At 71.0% G+C, this 15,028-nt stretch carries 12 protein-coding genes; 7 read left to right on the forward strand and 5 right to left on the reverse strand.

The window, feature by feature from the left end:
- Positions 1-80 precede the first annotated feature (80 nt).
- Both KBX21_RS12815 and KBX21_RS12820 read right to left on the reverse strand, forming a co-directional pair.
- Positions 81-617 carry a DUF6309 family protein gene (locus KBX21_RS12815; protein ID WP_049573405.1) on the reverse strand — a complete coding sequence of 179 codons (537 nt, stop codon included), beginning with the start codon at positions 615-617 and terminating at the stop codon, positions 81-83.
- Complete coding sequence (locus KBX21_RS12820; protein ID WP_210842022.1) at positions 614-1,429, reverse strand: phytanoyl-CoA dioxygenase family protein; 816 nt, start codon at positions 1,427-1,429, stop codon at positions 614-616. Before KBX21_RS12820 ends, KBX21_RS12815 begins: the two co-directional genes overlap by 4 nt.
- A gap of 983 nt (positions 1,430-2,412) precedes the next feature.
- Between KBX21_RS12820 and KBX21_RS12825 the strand changes: the two genes are divergently transcribed.
- Positions 2,413-3,750, forward strand: coding sequence for an MFS transporter (locus tag KBX21_RS12825; RefSeq protein WP_210842023.1), 1,338 nt, complete (start codon positions 2,413-2,415; stop codon positions 3,748-3,750).
- Positions 3,751-3,761: 11 nt separating this feature from the next.
- Here the strand turns inward: KBX21_RS12825 and KBX21_RS12830 are convergent, their stop codons facing one another.
- Positions 3,762-4,226 carry an Lrp/AsnC family transcriptional regulator gene (locus tag KBX21_RS12830; protein ID WP_049573414.1) on the reverse strand — a complete coding sequence of 155 codons (465 nt, stop codon included), beginning with the start codon at positions 4,224-4,226 and terminating at the stop codon, positions 3,762-3,764.
- An 82-nt stretch (positions 4,227-4,308) separates the two neighbouring features.
- Here KBX21_RS12830 and KBX21_RS12835 point away from each other — a divergent pair, with 82 nt between their 5' ends.
- Both KBX21_RS12835 and KBX21_RS12840 read left to right on the forward strand, forming a co-directional pair.
- Entirely contained in the window at positions 4,309-5,307 is a 999-nt protein-coding gene (locus tag KBX21_RS12835; RefSeq protein WP_247665632.1) for a DMT family transporter, read from the forward strand.
- Positions 5,301-6,527: an aromatic amino acid transaminase gene (locus KBX21_RS12840; RefSeq protein ID WP_210842024.1), complete on the forward strand. Its 1,227-nt coding sequence runs from the start codon at positions 5,301-5,303 to the stop codon at positions 6,525-6,527. The genes KBX21_RS12835 and KBX21_RS12840 overlap by 7 nt, the downstream gene beginning before the upstream one ends.
- A gap of 55 nt (positions 6,528-6,582) precedes the next feature.
- On the opposite strand, the gene KBX21_RS12845 is transcribed toward KBX21_RS12840, so the two are convergent.
- Positions 6,583-7,830, reverse strand: coding sequence for an AI-2E family transporter (locus tag KBX21_RS12845; protein ID WP_307869201.1), 1,248 nt, complete (start codon positions 7,828-7,830; stop codon positions 6,583-6,585).
- Positions 7,831-8,394: 564 nt separating this feature from the next.
- On the opposite strand from KBX21_RS12845, the gene KBX21_RS12850 reads away from it, so the two are divergent.
- Positions 8,395-10,713 (forward strand): FdhF/YdeP family oxidoreductase, encoded by a 2,319-nt coding sequence (locus KBX21_RS12850; RefSeq protein ID WP_307869202.1) that lies wholly within the window; start codon positions 8,395-8,397, stop codon positions 10,711-10,713.
- 81 nt (positions 10,714-10,794) lie between these two features.
- Here the strand turns inward: KBX21_RS12850 and KBX21_RS12855 are convergent, their stop codons facing one another.
- Positions 10,795-11,004, reverse strand: a complete 210-nt coding sequence (locus KBX21_RS12855) for a hypothetical protein (protein ID WP_049573424.1) — start codon at positions 11,002-11,004, stop codon at positions 10,795-10,797.
- A 144-nt stretch (positions 11,005-11,148) separates the two neighbouring features.
- Here KBX21_RS12855 and KBX21_RS12860 point away from each other — a divergent pair, with 144 nt between their 5' ends.
- From KBX21_RS12860 to KBX21_RS12870, 3 genes are all read left to right on the forward strand, one after another.
- Complete coding sequence (locus tag KBX21_RS12860) at positions 11,149-11,628, forward strand: GNAT family N-acetyltransferase (protein ID WP_210842026.1); 480 nt, start codon at positions 11,149-11,151, stop codon at positions 11,626-11,628.
- Between the two features lie 243 nt (positions 11,629-11,871).
- Entirely contained in the window at positions 11,872-14,046 is a 2,175-nt protein-coding gene (locus tag KBX21_RS12865) for a fibronectin type III domain-containing protein (protein WP_210842027.1), read from the forward strand.
- A 53-nt stretch (positions 14,047-14,099) separates the two neighbouring features.
- A complete protein-coding gene (locus KBX21_RS12870; RefSeq protein ID WP_307869203.1) occupies positions 14,100-14,546 on the forward strand; it encodes a hypothetical protein in 447 nt (148 codons plus the stop codon).
- The last annotated feature ends 482 nt before the right edge of the window (positions 14,547-15,028 follow it).

A 15,028-nucleotide genomic window follows, 5' to 3' on the forward strand; every position in this document is an offset into this window, starting at 1 on the left:
GGGACGGCCCGGCACCTGTCCCCCTGGGCCTTCGTCCCCGCCCGTCACCGGCGAGGGAGTTCAGGAGAACAGGACCCGTCTCACCCGGCCGGTGCGGTGTCCGGGGCGCCCGCCACGAACGCCTCGGTGCGTTCGTCGGGTGACAGGCGCTCGTGCAGGGCCCAGGCGACGGTCCGGTGTAGCCCGTCCAGGTGGATGAGTCCGGTCCGCACCTCCAGGTCGGAGTAGTCGGTGTGCGGCACCGGGCGGGTGCTCAGGTAGACGGGGGTCAGGGGCCGCTCCCCGAACAGCTGGAGCTTCTCCGAGCAGATCGGGTTGGCCGCGGCCATCTCCGCGCCGCCCGACCGGACCAGCTCCGCCGCTTCGCCCACCGTCCGGCCCGACCGGGGGACCAGTTCGCGTCCCCCGCCCTCGCTCAGGTGCCAGGGCAGCACGATGCCGAGGACCTCGTCCCGGGACAGCAGGACCCGGTGCCAGGTGCCAAGGAGCTCGTCCGCCATGTGCAGGACGTCCTCCCCGTCCTGGTTGGTGTTGGAGACGTGGGCGCGGTCGACGGGGTGGTCGCCCCGGTAGACCTCCAACACCTCCGCGAAGGGCACCGTGCCGATCAGTTTCATGTGGTGGAGTCCCGTCCCGTCGTGTACTCGGTGAAGTGCCGCTCGGCGAACAGCTCGGGCCAGCGCCCCCCGCTGAGGTCGAGCTCGCGCGCCCGAGCGAGCATATGTCGCCAATAGGGCTTCACCGGATGCCATCGCGCGTCCGCCTGGCAGTAGGAAGCGTCCACGAAGTAACGGGGGTGCGGGTCGCCCTCGCCCTCGGGGGCGGGCCTGCGCGCGTGGAACAGGGAGGAGTTCATCAGGACCGTCGAGCCCGGGGGGAGACGGTCGATGACGGCCTCTCCCGGTAGCTCCTTGGTGCCCAGGTGAGCGCGGGACTGTTTGGAGGCGTGTTCCAGGTGGGAGCCGGGCAGGACCGCGAGATGCCCGACGCTGGGGTCGAGTCCGCCGAGGTAGTGCAGGGCGTGGACCATCAGCAGGCTCGGGTCCTCGCGGTCGTTGGCCTCGTGGTCGTGGTGCCAGGCCTTGCCGCCGGTCGACTCGCCGTGCCGGTCGCTGTGCAGGTGGTGGAAGACGAAGGAGGGCCCCATGAGTTCGGCGATCACCCGCATCAGCGGTTCGTGGGTGAGGAGTTCGCCGTGTGCGGGAAGCTCCAGTTCCAGGACCGGGGGCGTGCCGTGGGTCTCCGGGTCGACGCAGGCGGAGATGGAACGCGCGCGCAGCCCCTCGTCCACCCACCGGTCCACCTCGGGCAGGAGACGGTCGACCAGGTGCGCGGGCAGGAAACCGGGGAGGACGAGGTAGCCGGAGTCCGTGAACTGTCTCCGTCGCGCTGTGGCGCCGTCGAGTTCCGGGGAAAACGTGTGGGTCAAGTCTTCGCCCCTTGTTCGTGCTCGGGTGTCGGATCGGTCTTCCGGGGCACGACGGATTCCCTCCCGGAGGAATCCGTCGTGGAAAAGGCGTCGTGCCCGGGTGCGGGGGAAGCACGCCTGGCCAGGGGCGAGGGCTATTGGTGTGGCTGTCCGTGGCCGTCAGTGGTGGGTGCCCGGAGGGTCGACAGTATTAGTTTCACTTTGTCCGGATCGTTGTCAAGAGAATCGGGGAAACACGATCCTGGCCTGGAACTTCTCCCCGTGGGGAGTGCTGGCGGGAAATTCACGGTACGCGCGGAGTATGAATTCAGCGGGGGAAGGGTAAGGGTGGTTGCGGCGGTAGTGCGCTCCCGGGGAGGGGAGCGCGCCTCGCGCCCCCCTCTGAAACGAGTCGCGTAACCCCTGTTCAGGGCATGCGTTTCTGGACGCCTCGCGGAACGCCCGAAGGGCGGTGTGCGTCGTCGAAGCCCCGCGCCGATGGGGTCCTCATGAGAGGAGTTCCTTCCTTTCTCCCAGGTCGATTCGGGCATTTGGGGCGAAGGATGAATGCCGTAACATCCTTGGAACCGAGTTCCTGAGATCAATCCGAAGATCGTTCCTCCGTTCCGGAGAGTGGCCGATTCCGGACGGTCGAATGGACCCGTGGGGGTGCTGACCCCAGGGGTTCCTCCGTGATATCGATAGCCCCCGCCGCTTTAATTCCGCGTTCCGGAAGAACGGATACCGAGGCGCGCTCGGGTCGGAGTCGCGACGCAGAGCCAGGGCAGGGAAACGCACCATGGGCTGACCCGCGTCATCGGGGACGGGCCGAGAGGGAGTGGGACGGTCCCCTTGCCGGTGCGCACGATGATCGTGATGATGAATGCGACCCTCCCGCACCTGAACGGGCCCCCGGCCCACGGGCGGGCGTTCGCGCCTCCTCCCACGGCGGGGTCGTTACCAGCTGGGCCCGCCGAGGAGAGAACGGAAGGTGAGTGGCCGGAGTGAGCACCACCGGACCCGCGCCCCAACTGGGGCGTGACTACTGGAGGCTGTGGTCCGCGAGCGGGATGACCAACCTGGGGGACGGGCTCATGACCGTCGCCGTGGTGTGGCTCGCCTCCGCGCTGACCCGCGACGCCCTCCTGGTCTCGCTCGTCGCCCTGACCTCCCGGCTGCCCTGGCTGCTGTTCTCCCTGCCCGCCGGGGTGATCACCGACCGGTACGACCGGCGCCTGCTGGTGGCATGGACGGACACCGGCCGTTTCGTCGTGGTCGCGGCCTTCGGCGTGTTCGTCCTGCTCACCGAGGGAGGACTGCCCACCCCCGAACAACTGGCCGCCGGTGGGGGAGCCCCCGCCTCGGCGACCGCGCTGCTCGTCGGGCTCTACGCGATGTCGTTCCTGGTGGGCTGCGCTGAGGTGGTCCGGGACAACGCCGCCCAGACCCTCCTGCCCTCCCTGGTGGACCAACGGCTGCTGGAACGGGCCAACGGTCGGCTGTGGGGCGTGGAGGTGACCGCCAACAACTTCGTCGGGCCCCCGCTGGCCGGGGTCCTGATGGGTCTGGCCCTGGCCGTCCCGTTCCTGTTCAACGCCGGTCTGCTCGCGGCCGGAGCCGTGCTGCTGTTCACTCTCTCCGGGACCTACCGCCCTCGGGGAGTCCCGGCCGGGACGGGCCGGATCGCCTGGCGCGCGGAGATCGGCACCGGCCTGCGGTGGCTGTGGGGCAACCCGGTCCTGCGCGCGCTGGCACTGCTGCTGGGGGCACTCAACCTGGCCTCCGCCATGATCATCTCCCTGTTGGTGCTCTACACCCAGGACGTGCTGGGACTGTTCGAGGGTTGGCAGTTCGGGCTGGTCCTCACCGGTTCGGCCACCGGCGCGCTCCTGGGGTCGCTGCTGGCCGAACGGATCATCGCCTCCGTGGGGGAGGGACGCTGCCTGGTCGGCTCGATCACGGTGATGGGGGTCGGGCTCGCGCTCTTCGGTCTGGTGCCCGTCACCGCCGTCGTGTGGCTGTCGGGCGCGGCGATCGGCGTCGCGATCGTGGTGTGGAACGTCATCACCGTCTCGCTGCGCCAGCGCGTCATCCCCGACCACCTGCTGGGCAGGGTGAACGCGGTCTACCGGTTCTTCGGCTGGGGCACCCTGTCCGTGGGCACGCTCCTGGGCGGCCTGGTGGTCGTCGGCCTCGAACCGGTCCTGGGACGGGAGTGGGCGCTGCGCCTGCCATTCCTGTTGGCCGGAGCGGCCCACCTGCCCATGCTGGTGTTCGCCTGGGGCCGGGTGAACGGGGAGAGGCTGGCCCGCGCCAGAGAAGCGGCCCCGGAACGCACCTGACCCCGTGCGGTTCAGTCGATGGGCAGGGGTGAACTGGGCTTGGTGACGCTGATGGCGAAGGTCGTCTCGATCGAGGAGACGGCCGGGATGGCGCGCAGCTTGGTGCGCATCAGCTCCTCGTAGGCGGGGAAGGAACGGGCGGCCACCTTCAGCAGGTAGTCGTGGTCGCCCGCCAGCAGGTAGGACTCGGTGACCTCCGGGATCCCCCGGATGGCCTCCTCCACCCGCTCCACCACACCGGTGCCGTGGGAGTCCAGGCGCAGTCGGACGAACGCGGTGATGTCCAGGCCCACCGAGGCCGGGTCGACCACCGCCGTGTACCCGGCGACCACGCCGGACTCCTCCAACCGCCGCACCCTGCGCAGACAGGGGGAGGGTGAGAGCCCCACGCGGTCGGCCAGGTCCTGGTTGCTGATCCGTCCGTCGCTCTGGAGTTCGTGCAGGATCCGCAGATCGATCTCGTCCAACCGTTGCATGTGGCAGATTCTGCCAAACACACGGTGCCTGGAGCAATAAACAGCAATCGGCGGTCGCGGAGATCCCCGTACCTTCACAGCCATGAGCAGACCTACCGGCGCGACACCCTCGCTCACCGCATCCCTGGCCGCGATGGCCGCGACCGTGGTGCTGTGGGCCGGGTTCGCCCTGAGCATCCGGGGGATCGGCGCCTCCGACCTCACCGCCACGGACGCGGCCCTCCTCCGGTTCCTGACCCCGCTGGTGGTGCTGGCCCCGTGGATCCCCCGGGCCGTGCGGCGCGTGCGACACGAACGCCCCGGAGTCCTGCTGGCGCTGTGCGTCGGCGCCGGACTCCCGTACTTCCTCCTGGCAGCCTGGGGCGGCTCCCTGACCAGCGCGGCCCTCGTGGGGATCGTGATCCCCGGGACCGTTCCGCTGTTCGTCACCGCGCTCGCGTTCGCGCTCTGGCGCACCCGGGCCCGCCCCGCCCGACTGGGCGCCCTCGTACTGATCGTCCTGGGTGCGGCGGTGCCCGTGGCGGCAGCCGTCACCCCGGACCAGGCCACGGGGGTCGCGATCCTGCTCTGCGCGGGGCTCGTGTGGTCGGTGTACACCCTGGCGCTGCGGGAGACCACCCTCGATCCGGTCAGCGCCGCGATCGTCCTCTGCGCGCCCTCGGCCCTCCTGGCAGGGGTACCGGTCCTGCTGGGCTCGGCGCCCTCAGCGCTGCTCGCGGGCGCCGCATCCCGTGACGTCCTGCTCTACGTCGCCGTCCAGGGCATCGGCGTCGGTGTGCTCGCCGCCCTGTGCTACGCGACCGCCATCCGCGGCCTCGGTGGCCCGGCCGCCGCCACCCTCGGTGCGCTCAGCCCGGTCGTCACCCTGCTCGCGGCCGTCCCGCTGTTCGGCGAGCCCGTCACCCTCACGACCACCGTCACCCTGCTGCTGGTCCTGACCGGTGTGATCGCCTTCAACCTGCTCGGCGCGGGGCGCCCCACCGGGACGCCTCCTCCCTCCACGCCGCCCCTCGCCCACCCGAGTCCACCCTCCACGCTCGAGGCAGTGGACCGCCGTCCCGAACTGGAGACCTCATGCTGATGCCGTTCACGCGCCCGCCGCGCACCGACCCCCTATGGCGGCTCACCGCCGCCTGCGACGCCGACCCTCGCCCCGAGCGACTCGACCTCCTCGTCGGCGTCTACCGCGACGACACCGGGTCCTCTCCGGTCTTCGGCGCGGTGGCCGAGGCCGAACGGAGACTCGCCGCACGCTCACACTCCAAGGAGTACCTGGGCCCCGCCGGCAACCGCGACTTCACCGACGCGCTCACCCGCATGCTGTTTCCCTCCGAGGACGTCCGCGCCCGCACGCTGGCGGTGCAGTCGGTGGCGGGCACCGGGGCGCTGCGGCTCCTGGCCGAACTCCTGGCCGCCACCGGCCCCGACCGGACCGTGCACCTGGGCACCCCCGCCTACCTCAACCACCGCACCATCCTCACCGCCGCCGGTCTGCGCGTGCGCGAGTACCCGATGCTGCTCCCCGACGGCCGACCGGACCCGGACGCCGCCCTCGCGGCCGTCGCCACGGCTGCACCCGGCGACGCGCTGTTGATCCAGGGGTGCTGCCACAACCCCACGGGCGCCGCGATGCCCACCCATCGCTGGGAGGAGCTCGCCCACGCGATGGCCGCGCGCGGGGTGGTGCCCTTCGTCGACCACGCCTACTTCGGCCTGGGGGACGGCCTCGACTCCGACCTGGAGGGCATGCGCCGGATGCTCGACGTCCTGCCCGAAGCGGTGGTCGCGGTCAGCGCGTCCAAGGCCTGGGGCCTGTACAACGAACGCACCGGCTGCGCGATCGTGGTCTCCGACGACCCAGCCCGCCGTGCCCTCGCCTACAGCGTCCTGGAGACCACCGCCCGCGCCGGGTACTCGCAGCCACCCGACCACGGGGCGCGGATCGTCCACGAGATCCTCACCCGCCCCGAACTGCGCACCCGCTGGTCGGGGGAGCTCGACTCCATGCGCCTGCGCCTGGGGCACCTGCGCGAGGGGCTCACCGACGCCCTGGTGCGACGGACCGCCTCCACGGAGTTCGAGCAGCTGCGGGAACAACGCGGCATGTTCCTGCGTCTGCCCCTCAGTGAGGACCAGATGGGACGGCTGCGCGACGAACACGCGATCCACGGTCTCCCCTCAGGGCGGATCAACCTCGCCGGCGTGCCCACCCGCCTCGTCGACCGCGTCGCCGACGCGATCACCCGGGTCCACAGCGGGCCCGAGGCGGTACGGCCGGTCCTCACGGGCGCCCGGGTGTGAGCCCGGCGGGGGAGTGCCCGACCCCGCAGCCGTGCGGCCCCCACGGCGCCGTGGCTCAGGCCGTGGCCCCGGCCTCCCCGGCGCGCTCGCCGTCCGCCCGCCCGGATTCCGCACGCTCCTTGGAGGGCTCGGAGGAGGACGCCCGGTTGCGCAGCAGCGCCGCGAGGACCGCCGCGATCGGGGTGGCGAGGAACAGACCCGCCACCCCGCCGAGGATGCCGCCTACCGTCACCACGACCAGGACCACGGCGGACGGCAGCTCCAGGGCGCGGCCGTAGATGCGCGGCGCGAACACGTTGCTCTCCAACTGCTGCACCAGCAGCACCGCACCGAGCACGATCAGCGCCACCACCCAGTTCTCGGTCACCAGGGCCACCAGGACGGCCAGCAACCCGCTCAGGAAGGCACCGATGATCGGCAGGAACGCGCCCACGAACGTGAGCACGATGAGCGGGATGGCCAGACTCGTGTCGATCAGCAGGATCAGCGCGATACCGATGCCGATCGCGTCGATCACCCCCACCAGCGCCACCCCGCGCACGTAGTTGCCCATCACCTCGTAGGAGACCCCCGCAGAGTGGCGCAGGACCGGACGGGAACCGACGGGCAGCAGACTGGCGATCCAGTCCATGAGCTTGTCGCCCGAGTGCACGAAGTAGATGGTCAGGACGATGATCAGCACGATCCCGAGCACGATGCGGGACACGGCTGTGGTCGCCGTCCACGCACCGCTCAGGACCTGGTTGCTGTTCTCGGTGATCAGGGACTGCACCTGCTCCCAGGCGCTGTCGATCGCCTCGGTGAGCAGCGCTGGGTCCAGGCCGAAGGGCAGGGCCATCGTCTGGAGCTGGGAGACCGCGCTGTTGACGCTGGCCACGAGGTCGTCGAAGCTCGCGATCGCCGGGGTCACGATGAGAGTGACCACCCCGCTGTAGATCGCCAACGCGACCAGCATGGTGATCGTCGTCGACGACCCCCGGCCGAAACCCCGGCGCCTGATCAGGTTGGGGCGGCGCAGCCAGTTGGCCAGGGGCATCAGCAGCGCGGTGAGGAACACCGCGATGATGAGGGGGAGCGTGACCACCGACAGCAGGGTGAGGGCGTAGACCAGCAGCCCCGCCACCACGCCGACGACCAGGATGCGCCAGGCGGCGTCGGCGGCCACGCGCAGCAGATCACCGGCGCGCGCGCCGTCGTCCGGGTCCGGCGTTCCAGGGCCCGACCGCTCGGCCTCGGCCCGCTCCCGTGCTCGCTCCCGCTCCCGCTCGACACGGGCCCTGCGGGTGGCGTTCCACTTGTTCACGAGGGCCCCGACGCCCGGCCACTGGGCTTGCACATGTGCTCCGTTCTCCGATCGGCGCGGACACCGTCGTCACGCGCCACGAACCGCGTCGACCAGCACTCCGGAACACCTGGCGAGTGGTCAGTGACACGGGGTGACCACGAGTCTGGCGTCCGAGCGCGGCACGCGGCGGGAGGCGCGCGCCGCGTCACCGGATGGGCGTGTCGCCCGGAGTGCCCCACTCACCCGCCACTGTCGGCGCCCTCCCCGAACACGGTGCCGGGCCGCGAGTGGGCCTGAGCCAACACCCGAGCCAGCGTTCACCCCTGCTCGGTAAAGCCGTTCCGGGCTCCGACGCCCACGATTGCGGCTTCGAAATAGGCCCACGCGAAGACGACGAGCCTGCGTCGCGGAACCGCTCACGCGCGCACCAACCCGGAGCGCCGTCCCTCCCACGGCCGATCCCGAACCGGTGGTGGCGCAAGGAAAGCCTTTGGCAAAGTCCGGAACGGCGCCGCCCTCTGACTGACCCGGATCCGGTCTCATCACCGTGGAACGGTGTGGACCGGGTGGGGGGACGGCGAAGTGTCGGACGAGAAGTGGTCACAGCGCGACTACCACCACCCCGCGGCAGGGTGGGGCGCGGCGAGGTCGGTGCTGGGCCTCATCGCGGGAGAGGGCGAGTGGGTCGACGGCACCCGCGCGATCTTCCGGGTGAACCACGAGAACGGTGGCTTCGACTGCCCCGGCTGCGCGTGGCCCGACGACCTCAAGGGTCTCAAGCTCGACATCTGCGAGAACGGGATCAAGCACGTCACCTGGGAGATGACCCGTAAACGGGTGGACCGTGACTTCTTCGCCCGACACACCGTCACCGAACTGCGCCACTGGAGCGCGTTCGAGCTGGAGGACCAGGGACGACTGACCGAACCCATGGTCTACGACCCCGACACCGACCGGTACGAGCCGATCAGCTGGCGGGACGCGTTCGACCTGGTCGGCGCCCACCTGCGTGCACTGGAATCCCCCCACGAGGCGGCCTTCTACACCTCCGGCCGGCTCGGCAACGAGGCCAGCTTCCTCTACCAGCTCATGGCCCGCGAGTACGGCACCAACAACCTCCCCGACTGCTCCAACATGTGCCACGAGGCGTCGGGCCGTGCGCTGAAGGCCTCCATCGGTACGGGGAAGGGGACCGCTGATCTCAAGGACTGGGAGGCCGCCGAGGCCATCTTCGTCATGGGGGTCAACGCCGCCTCCAACGCCCCGCGCATGCTCACCGCACTGGCTGAGGCGCACCAGCGAGGCACACGGATCGTGCACGTCAACCCGCTGGTGGAGGCCGCCGCCACCAGGACCATCGTCCCGCACGACTTCGTGGAGATGGGGCTGATGCGCCCCACCCGCACCAGCAACCTCAACCTCCAGATCCGCCCGGGCGGCGACATGGCGCTGATGCGCGGCATCGCCAAGGTGCTCCTGGAGAAGGCCGAACGCGACCCCAGGGCCCTGGACCCCGAGTTCGTCGAGCGCCACACCACCGGGTTCGAGGAGTACCGGGCGCTGTGCGCCGCCACCTCCTGGGAGCAGCTGGAGCGACAGTCCGGCCTGGACCGCGAGCGGATCATCGACGCGGCCCAGATCTACTCGCTCTCCGACCGCACCCTCATCAGCTGGTGCCTGGGCATCACCCAGCACGAGCACGGCGTGGACACCGTCCGCGAGATCGTCAACGTGCTGCTCCTGCGCGGCAACCTCGGCAGGGAGGGCGCGGGACCCTCCCCGGTGCGCGGGCACAGCAACGTGCAGGGCAACCGCACCTGCGGGATCGACCACCGGCCCACCCCGGAGTTCCTGGACGGCGTCGCCGAGGCCTGCGGGATCGACCCGCCGCGCGAACCCGGACTGGACACCGTCGGCACCGTCCGAGCCATGAACGAGGGCGCCGTGAAGGTGTTCGTGGGTATGGGAGGGAACTTCGCCAAGGCCGCCCCCGACACCCCGTACACGGCGGCCGGGTTGCGCAAGTGCGACCTCACGGTGCACGTCAGCACCAAGCTCAACCACAGCCACCTGGAACACGGCAGGGCCGCGCTCATCCTGCCCTGTCTCGGCCGCACCGAGAAGGACCACCAGCGTGCCGGGCTGCAGTCCTCCTCGGTCGAGGACTCCATGAGCATGGTGCACCTGTCCGTGGGTATGAAGCGCCCCGCCTCACCGCACCTGCTCTCCGAACCGGCGATCATCGCGGGCATCGCCCGGGCCACGCTGCCGGACAGCGCAACGCCCTGGGAACACTACGTGGAGGACTACGACCGCATCCGCGACACCATGGCCCAGGCCCTGACCGGGTTCGAGGACTTCAACCGCCGGGTGCGCCTGCCCCTGGGCTTCCGGCTGGTGCAGCCCGCCCGCGAACTGGTCTTCCTCACCCCGTCCGGGCGCGCGGAGTTCTCCCTGGCCGAGCTGCCCGACGTGGTGCCCGCCGAGGACGACGTGCTGGTCCTCCAGACCATGCGCTCCCACGACCAGTGGAACACCACCGTCTACTCGAACGACGACCGCTACCGGGGCGTGCGCAACCTGCGCACCCTCGTGTTCATGAACGCCAGGGACATGCGGGACCGGGGCATCGCCGAGGGCGACCCGGTGGACATCGAGTCCACGTCCCGGGACGGCTCGCGCCGACGCCTGCGCCGCTACCGTGCACTCGCCTACGACGTACCGCGCGGCAGCGCCGCCGGGTACATGCCCGAGATGAACGTCCTCGTCGGCTCCGCCGACTACAGCACCCAGAGCGACCAGCCGTTGATGAAGAACCTCCTGGTCCGGGTGGTGTTGTCCACGGACACCGAGGAGGAGGCGAACCACGGGGAGCGGATCGAGGGGGCCCGAGCCCGCTAGACGGCGCGGCCGAAGATCCGCCGCCGTCCCGACGGCACACCGCCGCCCGCCGGTCCGCGACCCCCTCGGGTGGGGCAGGGATCACTCGGAGGGTTCGGGCAGGTCCGGGCACTCGACGGTCGGGTTGACGCCGACGTAGTTCAGCGGACCGACGAAGATCGTGACCACGACACTGCCCACGGAGGAACAGGACGCCTCCGAAGCGCTGAAGTCACCGCGTTGGGCCGCTGCCGCCACGCCGATGGCGAGCCAGACGAGGACGAGAACAGAGAGGGTGGCGCTGGTGCGCATTGCTGCCTCCTGGGGGCGGGGACTCTCGGAGGACACACCTACCCAGGAAGGCCCCCGCCTACCGGACCTGGTTTCCGAACCGTGCGCCTCTCCGGCCCGAAAAGCCGTGGCGGTCCCGCTTCGCGGTCCGTAGGGTGCCATCCCATGACCGACTCCCCCGTTTCCCCCGCCACCACCCCGCGCCTGGTGGAGATCACCGACGACAACTTCCAGGCCGCCCACCGGATCCGGGTCCGCGAGGACCAGGACCAGTACGTCGCCCCGGTGCTGTACTCCCTGGCACAGGCCTACACGAACCGCGACACCGCATGGCCTCGCCTGCTCATGGACGGTGACGAGGCGGTCGGGTTCATCATGGCGAGGTTCGCCCCCGATGACGATGACCCCGACTTCCGTGCCGAGATCTGGCGGCTCAACATCGCGGAGAAGCACCAGGGCCGGGGGTACGGCCGCCACGCGGTGGAGGGCGCGCTCGCCGAGGCCCGGAGCCGTGGCTTCTCCCGGGTCAGCGTCACCTGGGTGCCGGGGGAGGGCAGCCCCGAGGGCTTCTACCTCGGCCTGGGCTTCCGCAGGACCGGCCGCGTGGAGGACGGGGAGATCGTCGGGGTGATCGACCTTGACTGACCCCGGCGCGGGAATCCCGGAGCAAGCGGGATTCCCGCGAGGAAACCAGAACCGAACACGGGCTCTGGCGCATCGAACGGTGCGTGGCCCAGACCGCGCGCCGGAGCGTTGACGCCGTACCCGCGGTCTGGTTTCGTACAGAAGCCCGAATCCCTCGGGCCCCTACACCAGCGACCCCCGATCCCACCTCCCCCGCCGCCGGAGGCTGGACACGTCCGCGGTAGCCGAAGGAGTACGTGGATAGTGAGCCGTAAGACGGCGCCCACCGACGCCACCCCCCACGAGCGGGGCCGATCCCGGCGCCTGCTCGGCACGCTCGCCCAACGCGCCCGTGCCGGATCCTCCGGGCTGGTGCTCAGCCTCATGGCCACGGCCCTGGTCAGCACGGCGTTCGGCGTCGGTGCCCTGGGCCGGTCCGACGACATCTCCGACGGCGCCGCCTGGCTCTGGAGCGCGGTCACCAAGGAAGCGGTTCGCGTCAACGGCAACAACGCCGAGATCGACCTCGTGGCCTCCCTGCCCGAGGCGGGTGACGGGCCCATCGAAGTTGAGCAGAACGACGACTACCTCCTCCTCACCGACCCCCAGACGGGCAAGGTCACCTCGGTCGACCTCAACAACCTCGGCTTCTCCGGCAGGCTCGAACTGGGCTCCGGCGACTTCGGGGTGGTGCTCGGACGGGAGAGCGCGGTGGTCATCGACCGCGCGGGCGGCGAGATCAGGGCCGTCAACCCCGCCACCCTCCAGGCCACCGGAGCCTCCCTCACCCTGGAGGGACCCCTGGTCGGCGGCGCCTTCGACGACGCCGACACCCTGTGGGTGGGCGCGCCCACCCAGGGCCACGCCGTCGGGATCAAGGTGTCCGAGGGCGAGGCGGCCGTCACCCAGACCGTCGCGGTGGCCTCACCGGGTTCCGACATCGGCGTCACCGTCTTCGACGACGGCGCGCTCGCCGTCGACCGCGGCGGAGAGGACGTGGTCGCCATGCGCGAGGGGGACGACCCCGTGATGGTCACCATGCCCGCGCCGATGGCGGGATCGGCCATGCCCGCCCGCACACGCGGCGAGATGGCCGCCGTCACCAGGACCAAGGACGACGAGGTCGTCACCCTGATGCACCCCTACGGTGCGGCCGAGACCACCCGGTTCCCGGTGGGCAGGCCCGGCGGCGGCCTGGCGGTCCCGTTCTCCGGACGCGTCTACGTGCCCTTCGATGACGAGGGGGTGGTCCGCTCCTACGCTCCCAACGGGCGTGAACTGGACACCGTCACCCTGCCCGGGTCCGAGGGGGCGCTCGAACTCCAGGTGCGAGAGGGGAGCCTGTTCGTCAACTCCCCGGAGACCGGCGTGGCCGCGGTGGTGGACGACACCGGTCAGGCCACCCTGGTGGACACCGACGAGCCGCCGCCCGGGCCCGGTGAGATCCGCGGGGACACCCCCGCGCCCGACCCGGTGGCGCCCGCACCGCCCAACGGACCCGCGACGGAGGCGGGCACCGGCGGTCCGGGAGAGGGCACGACCGCACCCCAGGGCGCGGGCGGGGGCAGCCCCGAGGGCGGGGGCGTCCCCGAGAGTGAGGACACTCCCCAGCAGTCGACGGGACCACCCGGTGCGCCCACCCCCGTCACGGCCGAGGCCGGAGACGGCAGTGTCGAACTGAGCTGGCCCGAGGCCTACTCGCCGGACGCCCCCGTGGAGTCCTACGACATCACCTGGGAGGGTGGCCAGACCACCGTCGAGGGTTCGGAGCTGCACACCCTCATCTCGGGCCTGGACAACGGCACGGCCTACCGGTTCCGGGTGAGCGCCACCAACGCGCACGGCACCGGGCCCGCCGCCCAGTCGCCGCAGGTCACCCCCAACCAGGAAGCCCCGGGGCCTCCTGGCAGCGTTTCGGTGGAGGTGAGCGGCAACGAGACCGCGACCGTGTCCTGGACCGGCGCCGACAACGCCGTGGACTACCTGGTGTCCGCTGTCGCCGAGGGCGGGGCCTCCGCTCCCAGCAACCGCACCACCGGGGAGACGTCGCTGGAGGTGACCGGCCTGGAGCCGGGCGCCACCTACACGTTCACGGTCACCTCACGGGGCGAAGGCGGGGTCACCGGCGAGTCCGCCAGCAGTTCCCCGGTGACCATGCCGGAGATCCAGGTGGGCACCCCGGGCGGGGTCGCGCACAGCGTGTCGGGCAGCACGGTGACCGTCACCTGGACGGCTGCGGACAATGCCGAGGGATACCGGATCACCCCGCACGGCGACGGTGCGGAGATCGGCTCCGAGACGACGGTGGATGGCGGGGCCACCTCCCACGCCTTCACCCGGGTCGACCAACGGTGTTTCTCCTTCACGGTCACCGCCGTGGGGTCGGGGACCACGGAGGGCGGCTTCGGCCGAAGCACCCCGGCGTGTGAGAGGTGGTGACGGTGGCGGACCAGTCAACGGATCAGAAGGGGGGCGCGACGGTGCCCAGGAGCGTGTTCGGTAGGGGACGTTGGGCGGCGGTGGCGGCCGCCACCACGGTGATCGCGTCCGGACTGGTGCTGACCTCGTCCACCGCCGCGCAGGGTGCCTCGCCCGCCGAGCAGTGCACGGCGGCCCATCCGATGAACGACGCACCCGACTACACCCAGGATGCCGACGGTTGGCCGAAGACGATCCCGGGTGACCCCGGCGGCTCGGTGTACGTCTTCTACGAACCGGTCCACGGCTACAATTGCGCGATCGTGGTCTCCAACGGCGACTCCACCTACGTCGACATCGGCCTGCGCCGCAGCGACGGTGCCGGGGAACCGGGATGGATGGACACGACGGGGGCGAGCGCCGGTCCGGTCCTGATCCCAGCCATGGAGGCCTGTATCGACGTCACGGCCGCCGTTGGGGAACGATCCATCACCAGCCGGAACACCAACTGCGGATCCTGACCCCGCGCGAGTGCCCGGCTGGGCGTCCGCCGCTCCGGGGAAACGCTCCCGGTCAGCAGGCGCCCCCAGAGACGCCTGAACCGGGGATCCCCTGGCCCATCAGGTTTTCGCAGCGTTTGATCGCTGGAGACACGTGGAGCCGAGGCCACACCCTTTCCGTGCATCGCTCAGCGGTCCCGGTGCTTCGAGCCCTCGGGACGCCACACCGGCGAGATCGTCTGGTGCCGACAGGGCCTGGTCGGCGAAGGTGTCCGAGACTCATGTGAGTGGGCCCTCAGCTCCTCCTGCGCGCGGCTCGCCAGCCCGGTGCCCCCAATCCCCGGGCCCACCGCTGTGGCGGGGATGGTGTTCGCGCGTGCTGATCACCGGGGATGTGGGTCGGTGGGGCGAAGTTCCAGCTCCTCCCGCGCGCGGTCCAGCTGTCCCGGTGGTTCGTGCACCCCGGGACCCCGGGGCCCGCCACATTCGCGGGCCCCTTTCAC

Origin of the sequence: Nocardiopsis sp. B62 (genome assembly GCF_018070675.1) — a bacterium.
GTDB lineage: Bacteria > Actinomycetota > Actinomycetes > Streptosporangiales > Streptosporangiaceae > Nocardiopsis > Nocardiopsis prasina.